We start from the raw sequence: 15,490 nt of genomic DNA, 5'->3' as shown, positions 1-15,490 counted from the left end.
CTCTGCGGGGACGCCGGGCCGGCTTCCAGTGCGGGCTGGAAGGACGGGAGGAGGAAACGCGGGACCGCGTTCAGGCCGCGTCGGCGAGAAGGTAACGCCAGTTGGACGCGGTCATCGTGTCGAGATATTCGCGCTGCATCTCGGGCGTCAGCACTTCGATCATCTGGCACCCTTCGATCCACAGTTCGATCACGCCGAACTGCCCGCCACGGCGGCAATATTTGACCGGCCAGCCTTCGCGCAGCGCGATCTTGTAGACCGCTTCGATATCGAGATCGGTGGCGATCGCCGCGTGGGTGGCGTTGTTCCTGTGCGGCGCGCTTGCCAGTGCAATTGCGTCGGCGTCGCCCGGCGCTTCGTGCAGCGCGGTGCCGCGCGGATAGACTTCGAGGATCGTGTTCCGATCGTCGTTGGCGAAGGCGACCCAGCTTCCATCCGCCACCGGCGGGAAGGGCAGCGCTTCGCCGCGCCATATCTCGGCGACGACCTCGGCGACCCGCCTGGGATCATCGGCTTCGATCGAAACGTGAAACAGCATCATATTCCCCACACCCTTTCGTGTCGGGGAACGGAATGCGCGCCGCCGGCGAATGCCGACATCATGGCGCGACCGGCCTGCGCTTCCTTTCGATCAACCGCCGCGGCGTGCGACAGACACGCCGGATCGCCCGACGAAGCGCGTCAGATGCCGACATCCTCCAGCGAGAGCAGAGTCGCATTGCCGCCCGCCGAAGTGGTGTCGGTGCTGGTCACCCGCTCGGCGCAGAAGCGGGGCAGATAGTTCGGCCCGCCCGCCTTCGGCCCGGTGCCGGACAGCCCCTCACCGCCGAACGGCTGCGAGCCGACGATCGCGCCGATCATCGAGCGATTGACGTAAAGGTTACCCGCTTCGCCCAGATCCTCGATCGTGTCGGCGGCGCGCGCGATGCGGCTATGGAGGCCCATGGTGAGGCCATAGCCCGAGGCGTTCACCCGCTCGATCGTCTCGGCGAGCTTGCCCGACTTCCAAGTCGTGACGTGGAGCAGCGGGCCGAACCATTCTTGCTGGACGTCCTCGATCCGCTCGACGCCGATCAGCGTCGGCGGGACGAAGAGGCCTTGCGCGGGCACCGGTAGCGTCTTCAGCCAGCGGCTTTCCATGGCCGCGCGGTGCCCCATCAGCCGGTCATAGGCCGACTGGTCGATCACCGGCCCGACATCGGTGCGCGGATCGCCGGGATCGCCGACCACCAAAGTGTCCATCGCACCACTGAGCATCTCCAGCGTGCGGTCCGCGATCTCCTCCTGCAGCACCAGCAGCCGCAGAGCCGAGCAGCGCTGTCCGGCCGAACGGAACGAGGAGGTCACGACGTCGGCCACCACCTGTTCGGGGAGCGCGGTCGAATCGACGATCATCGCGTTGATGCCGCCGGTCTCGGCAATCAGCGGCACGATCGGACGCGCGTCGTCCGCCACCAGGCTGCGCGCGATCCGCTTGGCGGTGGCGGTCGACCCGGTGAAGGCGACACCGGCGACGCGGGGATCGGCGACCAGCGCGGCGCCCATATCGGGCCCGCCGGCCGCATAGACGAGCGCATCCTCGGGGATCCCCGCGCCGTGCGCGAGGCCCACGGCAAAGGCCGCAATTTCGGGCGTCTGCGGGGCGGGCTTGGCGATCACCGTGTTGCCGGCGACAAGCGCGGCGCTCACCTGGCCGAGGAAGATCGCCAGCGGGAAGTTCCACGGCGCGATGCAGACGAAGGCGCCGCGCCCGCCCATGCGCAGCACGTTGCGCTCGCCGGTCGGCCCGGGCAGCTCGATCGGCTGCAGGCGGCTGCGCGCTTGCGCGGCATAATAGCGGCAGAAGTCCACAGCCTCGCGCACCTCGGCGAGCGCATCGGGGATGGTCTTGAACGCCTCCTGTACCGCCAGCGCCATCAGCGTGTCGCGCTCGCGCTCGAGAAGATCGGCCAGCCGGTCGAGGCAGGCGGCGCGGTCCTCAACGCTGCGCCGCGACCAGGCGGGAAAGCCGCGCAACGCCGTGGCGACCGCGGACTGCGCCCGGGACGCGTCGTCGCCCTTCGGCGGTGCCTTCTTGTCGAGGAAAGGCAGCGGCGCATTCACCGCCGCCTTCACCCGCGCCAGTTCTGTATCGTCGCTGAGATCGAGGCCGCGGCTGTTCTTGCGCTCAGGCATGAACAGATCCTCGGGCAGCGGAATCGAAGGGTGCCGCGTGCCGCCTACCCGCGCGATCTTGTCGACCGGATCGGTGAGCAGATCGACGTCGGTCAGCGTCGTGTCGGCGAGCTGGTGGACGAAGCTGGAGTTGGCGCCATTCTCCAGCAGCCGCCGGACGAGATAGGCGAGGAGATCGCGGTGCCCGCCGACCGGCGCGTAGATGCGCGTCGCATAGCCCTGATCGCGGACCAGCGTCTCGTACAGCCCCTCGCCCATGCCATGCAGGCGCTGGAACTCGAAATCGCGCGCGGCGCCCGCCCATTCGAGGATGGTCGCAACGGTCAGCGCGTTGTGGGTGGCGAAGGCGGGGCGGATATATTTCGCCGCCAGCATGTCCTTCGCGCAAGCGAGGTAGGAGACGTCGGTCGCCGCCTTTCGGGTGAACAGCGGATAATCGGTGAGGCCGCCTTCCTGGTTGCGCTTGATCTCGCTGTCCCAATAGGCGCCCTTTACCAGCCGGACGGCCATCGTGCGGCCGGTCGCTGCGGCGACCGCGTCGGCCCAAGCGATCGTCGGCCGCGCGCGCTTGCCATAGGCCTGCACCGCCATGCCGAGCCCGTCCCAGCCCTTGAGCGCCGGCAGCTTCGCCACCGCCTCGATGATGTCGAGGCTCATCTCGAGCCGCTCGCTCTCTTCGGCATCGATGGTGAGCGGGATCCCGACGTGCGCCGCTAATGTCGCCAGCGCTTCGACCTGCTCGATCAGCGAGGGGACGCAGCGATCGTATTGCGTGACTTCATAGCGGGGATAGAGCGCGGAGAGCTTTACCGAGATCGAATGGCCCTGCTCGGACACCCGCCCGACCGCGCGAATCGCATTCTCATAGGCCGCGAAATAGCGTTCGGCGTCGGGCGTCGTCCGCGCCGCCTCGCCGAGCATGTCGAAGCTGGCGGTAAAGCCGCGGTTGTCGCGCTTGCCCATCCGGCCGATCGCTTCGTCGATGGTGCGGCCCATCACGAATATCTCGCCCATCAACCGCATCGCCGCGCCGACGCCCTGGCGGACGAACGGCTCGCCGGCGCGCGACAGGAGGCGCTTCAGCGCGCTCGCCTGCTCGCTTTCGCTGACCAGCGCGCGGCCGATGACGAGACCCCAGGTGGCGGAATTGACGAGGCCCGAGTGCGAGCGGCCGGTGTGCGCACGCCAATCGCCGTCGCCCAGCTTGTCGGCGATGAGATCGTCGGCGGTCTCGGGATCGGGGACGCGGAGGAAGGCTTCGGCGAGGCTGAGCAGTGCGACGCCTTCCGACGTGTTGAGCCGATATTCCTGGAGGAACTGGTTGACCCAGCCGGTCGACTGCGCGGCACGAAGCTCGGCAAGCATGCCAAGCGCACGATGCTCTACGCGGCGACGCGAATCAGGATCGAGCGCGGCGTCCTTCAGCAGCGGCGCCAGCACCTCGGGCTCGGGCAGGCGATACAGCCGGTCGATCTCGCCGCGCGCGCGTGCCGTAGCGTCCGCCATTCCATGCACTCCCGAAACTTGAGTCCTGCCGCGCTGCGGCCCTACAAGCGCCCGTTAGCCAGTCGCGCGGGGCGCGACAATCGGGGGACGGATGCAACAGACGACCATCGCGGACATTCAGGCACGGGTCGGCTCCGATCTCGGCGCATCCGGCTGGATTACCATCGACCAGGCGGCGATCGACACCTTCGCCGAAGTGACCGACGATCATCAGTTCATCCATGTCGATCCGGCCGCCGCTGCGCAGACGCCGTTCGGCGGCACCGTCGCGCACGGCTTTCTCACGCTTTCGCTGCTGAGCCGCATGGCCGCCGATGTCATGCTGGTTCCCGAAGGGCTGAAGATGGGCGTCAACTACGGGTTCGAGCGCGTGCGCTTCATCTCGCCGGTCCGCGCCGGCAAGCGCGTGCGCGGCCATTTCCGCCTCACGTCCGCCGAGGAGAAACGCCCCGGCCAGTGGCAATTCGTCCACGAAGTCAGCGTCGAGATCGAGGGCGAGGAGCGCCCCGCATTGACCGCCGAATGGATCGGCATGATCTTCATCTAAAACCCCGCCGCGCAGCGAGCGCCAAGGAAAAGGAACCAGCAATGACCCGCGACGCCGTGATCGTCTCCACCGCCCGCACCCCGATCGGCAAGGCCTATCGCGGCGCGTTCAACGCCACCCCGTCGCCGACGCTCGCCGCCCACGCCATCCGCGCCGCGGTCGAGCGTTCCGGCGTCGATCCGGCGGAAGTCGACGACGTGGTGATCGGCGCCGCGCTCCAGCAGGGCGTGCAGGCGACCATCGGCCGCACCGCGGCGCTACGCGCCGGCCTTCCCGTCACCGTCGCGGGCATGTCGGTCGATCGTCAGTGCGCGTCGGGCCTGATGGCGATCGCCACCGCCGCCAAGCAGATCATCGTCGACCGCATGGACGTCTGTGTCGCGGGCGGCGTCGAATCGATCAGCATGGTGCAGACGCCGGAGATGCGTCTCGGCTCAGATCCCGAGCTCGTCGCGATGCACAAGGACATTTACATGCCGATGATCGGCACCGCGGAAGTCGTCGCCAAGCGCTACGGCATCGGCCGCGCCGAGCAGGACGCCTATGCGCTGCAATCGCAGCAGCGCACCGCCGCGGCGCAGGCAGCGGGCAAGTTCGACGACGAGATCGTCTCGGTTAGCGCCACCATGCTCCACAAGGACAAAGCGACCGGCGAGACCTCCAAGCGCGAAGTGACCATCGGCAAGGACGAGGGCAATCGCGCCGACACGACGCTCGAAGGTCTTACCAGCCTTCAACCAGTGATGGGGCCGGACGCGGTGATCACTGCTGGCAATGCCAGCCAGCTTTCCGACGGCGCCTCGGCATCGGTGTTGATGGAGGCGAGCCTTGCCGAGAAGCGGGGTCTCAAGCCGCTCGGCCGCTATGTCGGCATGGCGGTGGCGGGCACCGAGCCCGACGAGATGGGCATCGGCCCGGTGTTCGCGGTGCCCAAGCTGCTCGAGCGCTTCGGCCTCAAGATCGAGGATATCGACCTTTGGGAGCTGAATGAGGCCTTCGCCGTGCAGGTGCTCTACTGCCAGAACCGGCTTGGCATTCCGGGCGACAAGCTCAACGTCAACGGCGGTGCGATCTCGATCGGCCACCCCTACGGCATGTCGGGCGCGCGGATGACCGGCCATGCGCTGATCGAAGGCAAGCGCCGGGGGGCGCGCTGGGTGGTCGTCACCATGTGCGTTGGAGGCGGCATGGGCGCGGCGGGACTGTTCGAAGTGCTTTGAGCACCAAAATTATCTGTTAGGGTGCGGCGATGATCCGCCGCACCCTGCTGGCCTTGGGCCTGAGCCTGACCTTGAGCGCGGCGGCACCGGTTGCCAGCGATCTCGCCTTTGTCGATCTCACCGACGATTTCGCGAAGACTTGGGACGCGACGCAGGCGCTTGACGACGCCGCGCGCGTCACCGCGTTCAAGCAGGCGTTCGCGGCGAAGCTGCCGGGCTTCTACGATCATCGCCGGATTAAGGTCGATGAGGCGTTATACGACAAGCATCTGCTGAAGGCGCTGAAAGCTTATCCCGAAAACCGCGACGCGATCGCGAAAGTCAGTGCGCAATTCGCGTCGTCGATCGCGCCGGCGCTGGCCAGTTTCGAGGCCGAGTTCGGGCCGATGCGCGGCTATCCGCCGGTCTATCTGGTCAACAGCCTGGGCGAATTCGACGGTGGCACCCGCAACCTTCCGGAGGGTGTGCGGCTGCTGTTCGGCGCGGACATGCTCGCCAAGCTGCACGGCGACGACAGCATCCAGCCCTTTTTTCATCATGAGCTTTTCCACCTGCTGCACACGCGCACGTTCCCGGAATGTGATCAGATGTGGTGCGCGCTCTGGGCGGAGGGACTCGCGGTGCATGTCGCGAAGACGCTCAATCCGGGTGCGGACGATGCCGCGCTGCTGCTGACCCAGCCTGAGCCGATCCGCGCAGCGGTGGACGCGAACCGCACGCACGCAGTGTGCGCGGTCCTGACCCGGCTCGATTCCACCGACCCCAAGGATTATCGCGCGCTCTTCAGCAGCGGCCGGCTGGACGATCGGCTGCCGCCACGGTTCGGCTATTATGTCGGTCTGCTGGTCGCCCAGGACCTGGGCCGCACACGCGATCTCAAGCAACTTGCGGTGATGGATGCTGCCACCGTCCGTCCCCTGCTCGAACGCAGCCTCAAGGCGATGGGCGACTGCTGACGCCCAAAACCGCGGATGGATTTCCGCCTTTCGCGCGCATGGCGGTGTGGCTAAGGCGCAGCGCATGAGCAAGAAGCCGCAGCGGATACGGGGAACGCAGGATATTTTCGGCGAGGAGGCGGATCGCTTCCATGCCGTGACCGCCGCGTTCGATCGCGTGCGGCGGCTCTACGGCTTCCGCCGCGTCGAGGTGCCGGTGTTCGAGGCCACGGACGTGTTCGCGCGCTCGATCGGCGAGACGACGGATGTGGTCTCGAAGGAGATGTACACGTTTGACGACAAGGGCGGCGATTCCATTACGCTGCGCCCCGAGTTCACCGCCGGCATCTGCCGCGCTTATCTTTCGGAAGGCTGGCAGCAACACGCGCCGCTCAAACTCGCGACCCACGGCCCGGTATTCCGTTATGAGCGGCCGCAGAAGGGGCGCTACCGCCAGTTCCACCAGCTCGATGCCGAGATCATCGGCACCGACGCGCCGCAGGCCGATGTCGAGCTACTCGCCTTCGCCGACCAGCTTCTCCGCGAACTCGGCATCGCCGACGGCATCACGCTCCAGCTCAACACTTTGGGCGATGCGGAGACGCGCGAGGCGTGGCGGCGTGCGCTGGTCGATCATTTCCAAGGCCATCGCGGCGATCTTTCCGAAGACAGCCTGGCGCGGCTCGACAAGAATCCGCTCCGCATCCTCGACAGCAAGGATCCGCGCGACCGGCCGATCGCCGATGCCGCCCCCGCGATCGATGATTTCCTGACCGGCGAGGCAAGCGACTTCTTCGCCGCGGTCACCGCCGGGCTCGACGCTGCCGGTGTCAAATGGACGCGCAACGGCCGGCTGGTGCGTGGGCTCGATTATTATCGCCACACTGCGTTCGAGTTTGTCACCGACCGGCTCGGCGCGCAGGGCACGGTGCTGGCGGGCGGGCGCTACGACGGGTTGATCGAGGCGCTCGGCGGTCCGCACACGCCTGCGGTCGGCTGGGCAGCGGGGATCGAGCGGCTGGCGATGATGATCGATGCGCCGGAAGGCGACCGGATCGACGTTGCCATCATTCCGCTCGGCGAAGCAGCGGAAGCGGCAGGGGGACGCATCCTTGCCGAGCTGCGTCGCGGCGGCGTTACCGCCGACATGGCGTGGCGGGGCAACATGAAGCGCCGGATGCAGAAGGCAAATGACATGCGCGCACGCTACGCGATCATCCTCGGCGATGATGAATTGGCGCGGGGCGAGGCGTCGGTGAAGGATTTGAAGAGTGGCGCTCAGCGTGCCGTAGCGATCACGGCTTTGGCCGGGGAGCTAAAGGACAAGTGACCTCTCACTGTCATCCCCGCGCAAGCGGGGATCCACCTTTCGCTTCACGATCCGCCCGCTGGGTTCCCGCTTTCGCGGGAATGACAAGGGGGGTGGCGTGACCTCCATTTCCGACGAGCGGATCGCGCAGATCGAGGCGCGGCGGGAAGAGCTTGCCAATGCAATGGCGGCGCCGGGCCTTGCACCCGACGCCTTCGTCAAGCTGTCCCGAGACTATGCCGAGATCGAGCCGGTCGCGGATGCAGCGCGCGTGGTGCGCGATTTGCGGGCGGAGAAGGTGTCGCTGGGCGAGATGCTCGTCGATCCCGAACTGAAGGACATGGCTGCGGAGGAGCTGGCGGCGCTGGAGGCGAAGCTCCCCGGCGCCGAGCGCGATCTGGCGCTGAAGCTGCTGCCGCGCGATGCGGCGGACGAGCGCGCCGCGATGCTGGAAATCCGCGCCGGCACCGGCGGCGACGAGGCCGCGCTGTTCGCGGGCGATCTCTTCCGAATGTATCAGCGCTATGCCGAAAGCCGCGGCTGGCGGGTCGAGACGATCTCGGCGAGCGGCGCCGAAGTTGGCGGGTTCAAGGAAGTGGTCGCTTCGGTCACCGGGCAAGGGGTGTTCGCGCGCCTCAAGTTCGAGAGCGGCGTCCACCGCGTCCAGCGCGTGCCCGTCACCGAAAGCGGCGGGCGCATCCACACTTCCGCCGCCACCGTCGCGGTGCTGCCCGAGGCGGAGGATGTCGACGTGCAGATCGACGAGGCAAAGGACTTGCGGATCGACGTCTATCGCTCGTCGGGGCCGGGCGGGCAGTCGGTCAACACCACCGACAGCGCGGTGCGCATCACTCACCTGCCGACCGGGCTGGTAGTGATCCAGCAGGACGAGAAATCGCAGCACAAGAACAAGGCCAAGGCGCTGAAGGTGCTGCGCACCCGGCTCTACGAAGCCGAGCGCGAGCGGCTGGCGAGCGAGCGCGCCGGCGCGCGCAAATCTATGGTCGGATCGGGCGACCGCTCCGAGCGGATTCGCACCTACAATTTCCCGCAGGGCCGCGTGACCGATCACCGCATCAATCTGACGCTTCGTCGGCTGCCCGAAATCCTCGAAGGTCCGGGGCTGGATGAAGTCATCGCAGCGCTGATCGCCGAGGACGAGGCCGAGCGGCTCGCCTCGATCGATGCGTGATATCCCGAGCGGACGCTTTAGCCGCCGCCACTAAGCGGCTTGCGGCGGTCAGCGATACGCCGCGCCTCGATGCGGAGGTGCTGATGGCGCATGCGCTTGGCGTCGAGCGCGAGGCGATGCTGATCGGGCCGCTGGACGCGCCGGTGCCGCCCGCCTTCGCTGCGCTGGTCGATCGTCGGATGGCGCACGAGCCGATCGCCTACATCACCGGCCGCAAGGGCTTCTGGAGCATCGACATCGCGGTCGCGCCCGGCGCGCTGATCCCGCGGCCGGACAGCGAGACTTTGATCTACGCTGCGGTGGCGCATTTCGGCAAGGTCGGGCCGCGCCGCATTCTCGATCTCGGCACCGGGCCGGGGAGCCTGCTGCTCGCCGCGCTTGCCGAATGGCCGGGCGCGACCGGGCTAGGCATCGACCGTTCCGCCGACGCGCTCATGCAGGCGACAGCCAATGCCGATCTTCTCGGCCTCGCGGATCGAGCGCAATTCCGTATCGGCGATTGGGGGGAGGGGATCGATGAAGCCTTCGACCTCGTCCTGTGCAACCCGCCTTACGTGGAGAGTGACGCGGCGCTGCCCGCGGACGTCGCGGAATGGGAACCGGCGGGCGCGCTGTTCGCCGGACCGGACGGGCTCGACGATTATCGCCGCCTCGCGCCGCAGATGCCTCGGCTTATAGCGCCCGGCGGGATAGCCTGCGTCGAAATCGGCATCGACCAGGCCGATGCTGCAGGCGCGCTGTTCCGTGCCGCCGGACTCGACGTATCGGTGCGCAACGACCTTACGTCACGGCCGCGCTGCCTCGTCCTGGCGCACTGATCTTTTCTGCTTGGTTTTTGTTGGTGGGGTAGTTACATAACGTTCCAGGGACCGGGGCCATTCACAGCAAAACCTGCTTGAAGCCTCCTGTCGCCGACCCCCGATTGCTGCATCGCACCAGGCGAATGGCGTGAGGAGGCGGGAACTGCGTTCGCGCAGGCTCGCATCGCGCTGTGCCAAGGACAGAGCGGCAGGGCCAAAGGCCGATGTTTCCGGCCAGTGGAGTGGCAGTAACGACCACCAGACGAGGACCGACTTGATCAACAATCGTCAAACCGGCCGCAGGCGCGGCCGCGGCGGACCGCGTTCGCCGAACGCGATGCCGAGCCAGGGCAATCGCCAGGACAATCGCTCGCGCGGCAATGCGGCGCAGCTTCACGAGAAATACAAAGCGATGGCGCGCGATGCGCAGCTTGCCGGCGATCGTGTCCAGACCGAATATTTCCTGCAGTTCGCAGACCATTATCATCGCGTGCTGAGCGAAAGCCGCGCTCGTTACGAGGAGCAGCGCCGCCAACGCGACGACGGCTCCGATGACGACGACGGCGACGATTACGAAGCCGCCGATGAGCGTCAGGAGCGGCCTGAGCGCGCCGACCGTCAGGATCGCCAGGACCGTCAGGACCGGCGCCCCCGCCGTGATGAGCGCCGCTACGAAGAGCGCGCCGCCGAGGACGACCAGCCCCAACGTCCGCGCCGCGAAGAGCGGTTCGAGCGCGAGGCCGGCGACGAGGGCGAAGAGCGCAACGGTGAGGCGCGCCCGCGTCGTGCCCGCGCCCGCCGCCCGCGCGAGGACGAGAGCAATGGCGAAGAGCGGATCGCGCTCGACAGCCTGCCGCCCGCGATCGCGTCGGAAGGTGGCGACGAGGCGCCGCGCCGCCGCACCCGCCGTCCCCGACCGGCCGAAGATGGCGACATCGCCCCCGCGGCCTGATCGCGCGTCTGGCTGACCGGATCACCCGTTCGAGAAAGGCGGCCCTTCCACCCGGAAGCGGCCGCCTTTTTCTTTGCGTTGACAGGGCTTGTCGCTTCCGATCACCTGTTCGACGGCTGATCCGAGGGGAATGTCGATGCGGGGTTTGTTGTTGCTCGCGGGGGCGCTCGCTGCGCCTGGGTTTGCGCAAGGCGTGCTGCCCGCACCGGGCCGCTCGGCACAGGGCGATGTCTCGGTCACCATCTACAACGACAATCTGGCATTGGTGCAGGACGTGCGGCGGGTCGATCTGCCGGGTGGCCGCTCGCGCCAGGAGTTTCCCGACGTGTCGGCGCAGATCCGCGCCGAGACCGTCACCCTGTCGGGCGACGGCTTCGGGATCGTCGAGCAGAATTTCGACTATGACCTGCTGTCGCCCTCCGCGCTGATGCAGAAGGCGGTGGGCGAGGAGGTGACGCTTGTGCGCACCAATCCCGCGACCGGCGGCGAGCAGCGCGAGCGGGCGCGGGTGCTGGCGGTCAACAACGGCGTGGTGCTCCAGATCGGCAACCGGATCGAGGTGCTGCGCGATGACGGGCTTCCGGTCCGCGTGATCTTCGACAAGGTGCCGCCGAACCTGCGCGCCCGGCCGACGCTGTCGGTGACGGTGGAGGCGAGCCGCGGCGGCAGCCGGCCGCTCACTTTGAGCTACCTGACGCCGGGTCTCGGCTGGCAGGCGGATTACGTCACGCTGTTCGATCGCGCCGCGGGGCGGATCGACGTGCAGGGCTGGATCACGCTTACCAACAACACGGGTACGACCTTCGACAATGCCGAGACCTTGCTGGTCGCCGGATCGGTGCAGCAGCAGGGCGGCAATCCCTATGCCGGCAATCGCCGCTATCCGCCCCCCCCGCCGCCGCCACCCCCTGACCGGGTCGTCCGGCCAGGTACCGAGAGTGCGGACCGCGAGCGGCTCGGCGATTTCTATCTCTATCCGCTGGAGGCGCGCACCACGATCGCCAATGCGCAGCAGAAGCAGGTGAGCTTCCTCGATGTCAGCGGCGCGCCTGGGAGCGCGGGCTATGAATATCGCAATTCCTGGCTCGGCAGCAGCGAGGAGCCGCAGAGCGCCGCTTCGGTGATCCGCTTCTCGACCTCGCGCGATCAGGGGCTTGGCGATGCGCTCCCCGCCGGCACGGTGCGCGTCTACATGAAGGACGCGCGCGGCGCCGCGCAGTTCATCGGCGAAAGCGCGATCGGGCACACGCCGATGGGGTCGGATCTGTCGCTCAAGACCGGCGACGCGTTCGACGTGAAGGTGCAGCCGACGGTGGAAGCGCGCGAGCGGCTCGGCGACAGCCGATGGCGCACGACCATGCGCTACACGCTGACGAATGCGCGGCCGGAGGCGGTGACCGTCGATCTCAAACAGGGCGGACTCGACGCCTGGTGGGACGACACGCGGATTACCGCCGAAAGCCAGAAGAGCGAGCGGCTTTCCTCCAGCGAGGCGCTATGGCGCGTCGCGGTTCCTGCCAACGGAACCGCCACCGTCACCGCCACTTTCGATACGCGCTATTGAGGCGAAGGCTCATGTCCTTCCTTCGTCATCCCCGCGAAAGCGGGGATCCCGCTTGTTTCTTTATGGGTGCTGGCAAGAAGCTGGATTCCCGCTTTCGCGGGAATGACGTGATGGGGATGGCCGCTGCGATATGGTTGGTATCAGGTATCCAGCCCGTCTCCGCTCAGCCCGTCGTCACCTCCGCTGCGCCGTCCTCCGTCGCGGTGACCATCTACCGCGATCCCGATCGGCCGGCGCGACAGGCAATGGATCGCGACTGGCTAAACGGCTTCGCGCTGGTCAGCGAGTCGCGCACGATCGCAGTGCCGCCGGGCGGTGGCGAGATCCGCTTCGAGGGCGTCGCCGGCGGCATCCTCCCGCAGAGCGCGATCGTCACGGGACTGCCCGACGGCGTCGTCGAGAAGAACCAAGATGCGATGCTGCTATCTCCGGGCAACCTTGTCGCGCGCTCGCTCGGCGAGCGCGTGCATCTGCGCCGCACATCGCGTGCCACCGGCGACGTGATCGAACAGGAGGCAGTTGTTAGATCCGGCCCGGACGGCGCGGTAGTGCTGCAGACCGCGGCCGGGTTCGAGTCATTGCGCTGCACCGGCCTCGCCGAGACGATCGTCTACGACAAACTTCCGGATGATCTTTCCGCCAAGCCGACGCTTTCGGTGCGGACGGCGGGCGGAGCGGGTGGTCCTGCCACCGTGACGCTCTCCTATCTCGCGACCGGGTTCGACTGGCAGGGCAATTATGTCGCCGAGCTCGCGCCGTCGGGCGATCACGTCGATCTCTTCGCCTGGGTGACGCTGGCGAGCGCCGACGAGACATCGTTTGCAGACGCCGAGACGCAGACCGTCGCTGGGCGGCTCAACCGCGCGCAGATGGCGAATGTGATCCGCCCGCAGGCGCCGCCGCTCCATCTGCAATGCTGGCCGGAAGGCACGACGAGCGATGGATTAGGCGTGGACGTGATCGTCGTTACCGGATCACGTGTCGGCGGGGCTCCGCCGCCCGCGCCCCCGCCTCCACCCGCCGCACCGATGATGATGCGCATGGCGGAGGCGGTGATGGTCGCGCAGCAGGAGGAACTCGGTGACCTCAAGCTCTATCGCATCCCCGAGCGCGTCACGGTCGCGGCCAAATCGCAGAAGCAGGTCGCGATGCTGGTGAAGCCGGGGGTCCGCGTCCGCCAGCTCCAACGCAGCCGCTTTGCCGCAAGCGGGGAAGGCGATGTCGCAGTTACGCGCGTGCTCGCGACGCGCAACCGCAGCGCCGAGGGGCTCGGCGTGCCGCTCCCGGCGGGCGGGGTGGCCTTGTTCGGAACGTCGGAAGGGCGCCGCATCCTGCTGGGCGAAGGGTTCGTCGAAGACCGCGCAGTGGGCGAGGATGTCGAGATCGCGATCGGCGCCGCCACGCAGATGATCGCGCGAATCGCCGCGCCGGCCAAGGACCGGCGCGTGCTGACGGTCACCAATGCGACCGCCGCTCCAGTTCGCTACGAGGCGGAGATCGATGGCGAAATCTCAGGCGCCAGACTGGCGCGGCGCAACGGCCGCGGATTGTGGAGCGTCACGATCCCCGCGAACGGCAGCGCAAGCCTGAGCTATCGGGTTCCCGGCACGTCCTGATCGGTCGCTTTGACCGGACGCGGGCGGTGATTCTCGTCGAGCGCGACGAAGGTGAAAACGCCTTCGGTCACCTTCACTTCGCGCGTGCCGCGGTCGCGGCTGGCGACGACTTCGATGCGGATCGCGATCGAGGTTCGCCCCATCCGCTCGACCTTGGCATAGACGGAAATGAGATCGTGCAGCAGGATCGGCGCGATAAATTCCATCGCGTCGATCGCGACGGTTGCGACTGCTCCGTTCGCCTCGCGGCTGGCGACGATGCCCGAGGCGATGTCCATCTGGCTCAGCACCCAGCCGCCGAAGATATGGCCGTTGGCGTTGATGTCGCCGGGGCGCGGCACCACGCGCAGGATCGGTTCGCCGCGGTCAGACGTCATCTTCGTTCTTTCGTGTCGTCGCGGCATCGTCATGGCCGCTGTTGTTGGAGAAATAGACGAGACCCATCAGCCCTGTGCCGAGCAGCACCGAGAAGCCAACCCCGGCGATCGTGGCGATCACCATATGGATGGGCAGCGGCGACCCCGTCGATTTGAGCCAGGCGAGGGCGAGGATGGCGCAAGTCGCGGCGGCGAGCGCCATCCAGCGCATCAGGCGCTTGTAGCGTGTCCAGGCGATCGCGGTGCGCTCGAGATCGCGGCGGGGAATCGGGTCATGCTGCGGCATGCTTGCCATGTGGCGGGCGCGCATGGGATCATCAAGCCGACTCGGCGAAAACGACAAGGAGGCCGGAGCGATGACGATAGCCGCGATCCTGAAAGGGCGGACGGGCGAGATCTTCAGTGTGACGGGGGACATGCCGCTGCGCGATGCGGTGGCGATGCTCGCCGAACACCGGATCGGCGCGGTGCCTGTGCTGAAGGACGGCGCCGTCGCCGGCATCTTTTCCGAGCGCGACGTGATTTATTGCCTGAAGAGCGATGGGGCATCCGCGCTCGACTGGCCGGTGGAGAAGGTGATGACCGCCCCGGCGATCACCGTCACATCGGACGTCGGCGTCCTGTCGGCGCTGTCGCAGATGACCAAGCGGCGCATCCGCCACCTTCCGGTGGTCGAAGGCGATCGACTGGTCGGCATCGTCTCGATCGGGGATCTGGTGAAGTATCGGATCGACCGAATCGAGGAAGAAGCCGAAGCGATGCGCGAATATATCCAGAGCGCTTAGGCGCCGCGCCGCGCCGGGATGCGTGCCGCGCCGCCGAGCATGGCGATCATTGCAATGACTTCGTGCCGCACCGGGTGGCGGATGATGAAGAGGCCGGCAAGCCAGGCGAGGCAACCCGCAGCGCCGCTGGCCGCCAAGGTCAGGAAGCCGACCTCCGCGGGCGGCGGCCCGAAGGCGTAGACGGCGAGCAGCGGCCCCGCGGTGGCGAGGCTCAGCAGCGCGCTTTTCCAGTAGATCGCGACCATGCCGCCCCAGCCGAAACCGATCAGGCGGCGCATGAAGCCGGCATAGATGACGAACCAGGCAGCGCCGTAGGCGATGCGGGAGAGCGCCGCGCCTTCGAGGCTGAACCAGGCGCCGACCAAGAGCAGGCTCAGCGAGGCGACGGTGTCGAGGATGTTGAGACCGAGGAGCTTCTTCATTCGCCCCATCAGCACCGGGATCTCCATGTGGAGCGGCAGCGCGGTGAAGGCGAATTCGCTGAGCGCGATCCAGACGAGCAGCGGCGCGAC

15 protein-coding genes (1 of these 15 only partly in view) are annotated in these 15,490 nt (G+C 67.5%); 10 read left to right on the top strand and 5 right to left on the bottom strand.

The genetic code is table 11. The annotated features are described in order from the left end of the window. Positions 1–70: 70 nt before the first annotated feature. Both B9N75_RS04125 and putA read right to left on the bottom strand, forming a co-directional pair. Entirely contained in the window at positions 71–541 is a 471-nt protein-coding gene (locus B9N75_RS04125; protein WP_244552421.1) for a hypothetical protein, read from the bottom strand. A gap of 140 nt (positions 542–681) precedes the next feature. Next, positions 682–3,681, bottom strand: a complete 3,000-nt coding sequence (gene putA, locus B9N75_RS04120; protein ID WP_085217646.1) for a bifunctional proline dehydrogenase/L-glutamate gamma-semialdehyde dehydrogenase PutA — start codon at positions 3,679–3,681, stop codon at positions 682–684. Between the two features lie 91 nt (positions 3,682–3,772). On the opposite strand from putA, the gene B9N75_RS04115 reads away from it, so the two are divergent. The 9 genes from B9N75_RS04115 to B9N75_RS04075 all read left to right on the top strand — a co-directional run bounded on the left by B9N75_RS04115 (position 3,773) and on the right by B9N75_RS04075 (position 13,816). Beyond that, the gene (locus B9N75_RS04115) at positions 3,773–4,228 is read left to right on the top strand and encodes a MaoC family dehydratase (protein WP_085217645.1); all 456 of its coding nucleotides are present in this window, start codon (positions 3,773–3,775) and stop codon (positions 4,226–4,228) included. A gap of 41 nt (positions 4,229–4,269) precedes the next feature. Continuing rightward, complete coding sequence (locus B9N75_RS04110) at positions 4,270–5,448, top strand: acetyl-CoA C-acyltransferase (protein WP_085217644.1); 1,179 nt, start codon at positions 4,270–4,272, stop codon at positions 5,446–5,448. Between the two features lie 29 nt (positions 5,449–5,477). Next, complete coding sequence (locus B9N75_RS04105) at positions 5,478–6,404, top strand: hypothetical protein (protein ID WP_085217643.1); 927 nt, start codon at positions 5,478–5,480, stop codon at positions 6,402–6,404. 64 nt (positions 6,405–6,468) lie between these two features. Continuing rightward, entirely contained in the window at positions 6,469–7,713 is a 1,245-nt protein-coding gene (gene hisS / locus B9N75_RS04100; RefSeq protein WP_085217642.1) for a histidine--tRNA ligase, read from the top strand. A gap of 97 nt (positions 7,714–7,810) precedes the next feature. Then, positions 7,811–8,884 (top strand): peptide chain release factor 1, encoded by a 1,074-nt coding sequence (gene prfA / locus B9N75_RS04095; protein ID WP_085217641.1) that lies wholly within the window; start codon positions 7,811–7,813, stop codon positions 8,882–8,884. After that, the gene (gene prmC / locus B9N75_RS04090; protein ID WP_172840804.1) at positions 8,881–9,702 is read left to right on the top strand and encodes a peptide chain release factor N(5)-glutamine methyltransferase; all 822 of its coding nucleotides are present in this window, start codon (positions 8,881–8,883) and stop codon (positions 9,700–9,702) included. Before prfA ends, prmC begins: the two co-directional genes overlap by 4 nt. Before the next feature lie 256 nt (positions 9,703–9,958). Then, entirely contained in the window at positions 9,959–10,636 is a 678-nt protein-coding gene (locus B9N75_RS04085; protein WP_085217640.1) for a DUF4167 domain-containing protein, read from the top strand. A 136-nt stretch (positions 10,637–10,772) separates the two neighbouring features. Then, the gene (locus tag B9N75_RS04080) at positions 10,773–12,200 is read left to right on the top strand and encodes a DUF4139 domain-containing protein (RefSeq protein ID WP_172840803.1); all 1,428 of its coding nucleotides are present in this window, start codon (positions 10,773–10,775) and stop codon (positions 12,198–12,200) included. Between the two features lie 110 nt (positions 12,201–12,310). Next, the gene (locus tag B9N75_RS04075) at positions 12,311–13,816 is read left to right on the top strand and encodes a DUF4139 domain-containing protein (protein ID WP_244552420.1); all 1,506 of its coding nucleotides are present in this window, start codon (positions 12,311–12,313) and stop codon (positions 13,814–13,816) included. Here B9N75_RS04075 and B9N75_RS04070 read toward each other — a convergent pair. Further along, positions 13,792–14,193, bottom strand: coding sequence for an acyl-CoA thioesterase (locus B9N75_RS04070; protein ID WP_085217638.1), 402 nt, complete (start codon positions 14,191–14,193; stop codon positions 13,792–13,794). The genes B9N75_RS04075 and B9N75_RS04070 overlap by 25 nt on opposite strands. Continuing rightward, positions 14,183–14,488 (bottom strand): hypothetical protein, encoded by a 306-nt coding sequence (locus tag B9N75_RS04065; protein ID WP_172840802.1) that lies wholly within the window; start codon positions 14,486–14,488, stop codon positions 14,183–14,185. The genes B9N75_RS04070 and B9N75_RS04065 overlap by 11 nt, the downstream gene beginning before the upstream one ends. Before the next feature lie 61 nt (positions 14,489–14,549). Here B9N75_RS04065 and B9N75_RS04060 point away from each other — a divergent pair, with 61 nt between their 5' ends. Beyond that, complete coding sequence (locus B9N75_RS04060) at positions 14,550–14,978, top strand: CBS domain-containing protein (protein ID WP_085219396.1); 429 nt, start codon at positions 14,550–14,552, stop codon at positions 14,976–14,978. On the opposite strand, the gene B9N75_RS04055 is transcribed toward B9N75_RS04060, so the two are convergent. Continuing rightward, positions 14,975–15,490: the final stretch of an oligosaccharide flippase family protein gene (locus tag B9N75_RS04055; RefSeq protein ID WP_085217637.1), read on the bottom strand. 960 nt of this gene lie beyond the right edge of the window; only the last 516 of its 1,476 coding nucleotides appear in the window; its start codon lies off the right edge, out of view; the stop codon is at positions 14,975–14,977. The two genes, B9N75_RS04060 and B9N75_RS04055, sit on opposite strands and share 4 nt — an antisense overlap.

Origin of the sequence: Allosphingosinicella indica, assembly GCF_900177405.1 — a bacterium.
In the GTDB taxonomy this organism is placed as follows: Bacteria; Pseudomonadota; Alphaproteobacteria; order Sphingomonadales; family Sphingomonadaceae; genus Allosphingosinicella; species Allosphingosinicella indica.
Note: the sequence above shows the minus strand (reverse complement) of the source record. Positions and strands in the feature narration are given on the sequence as shown.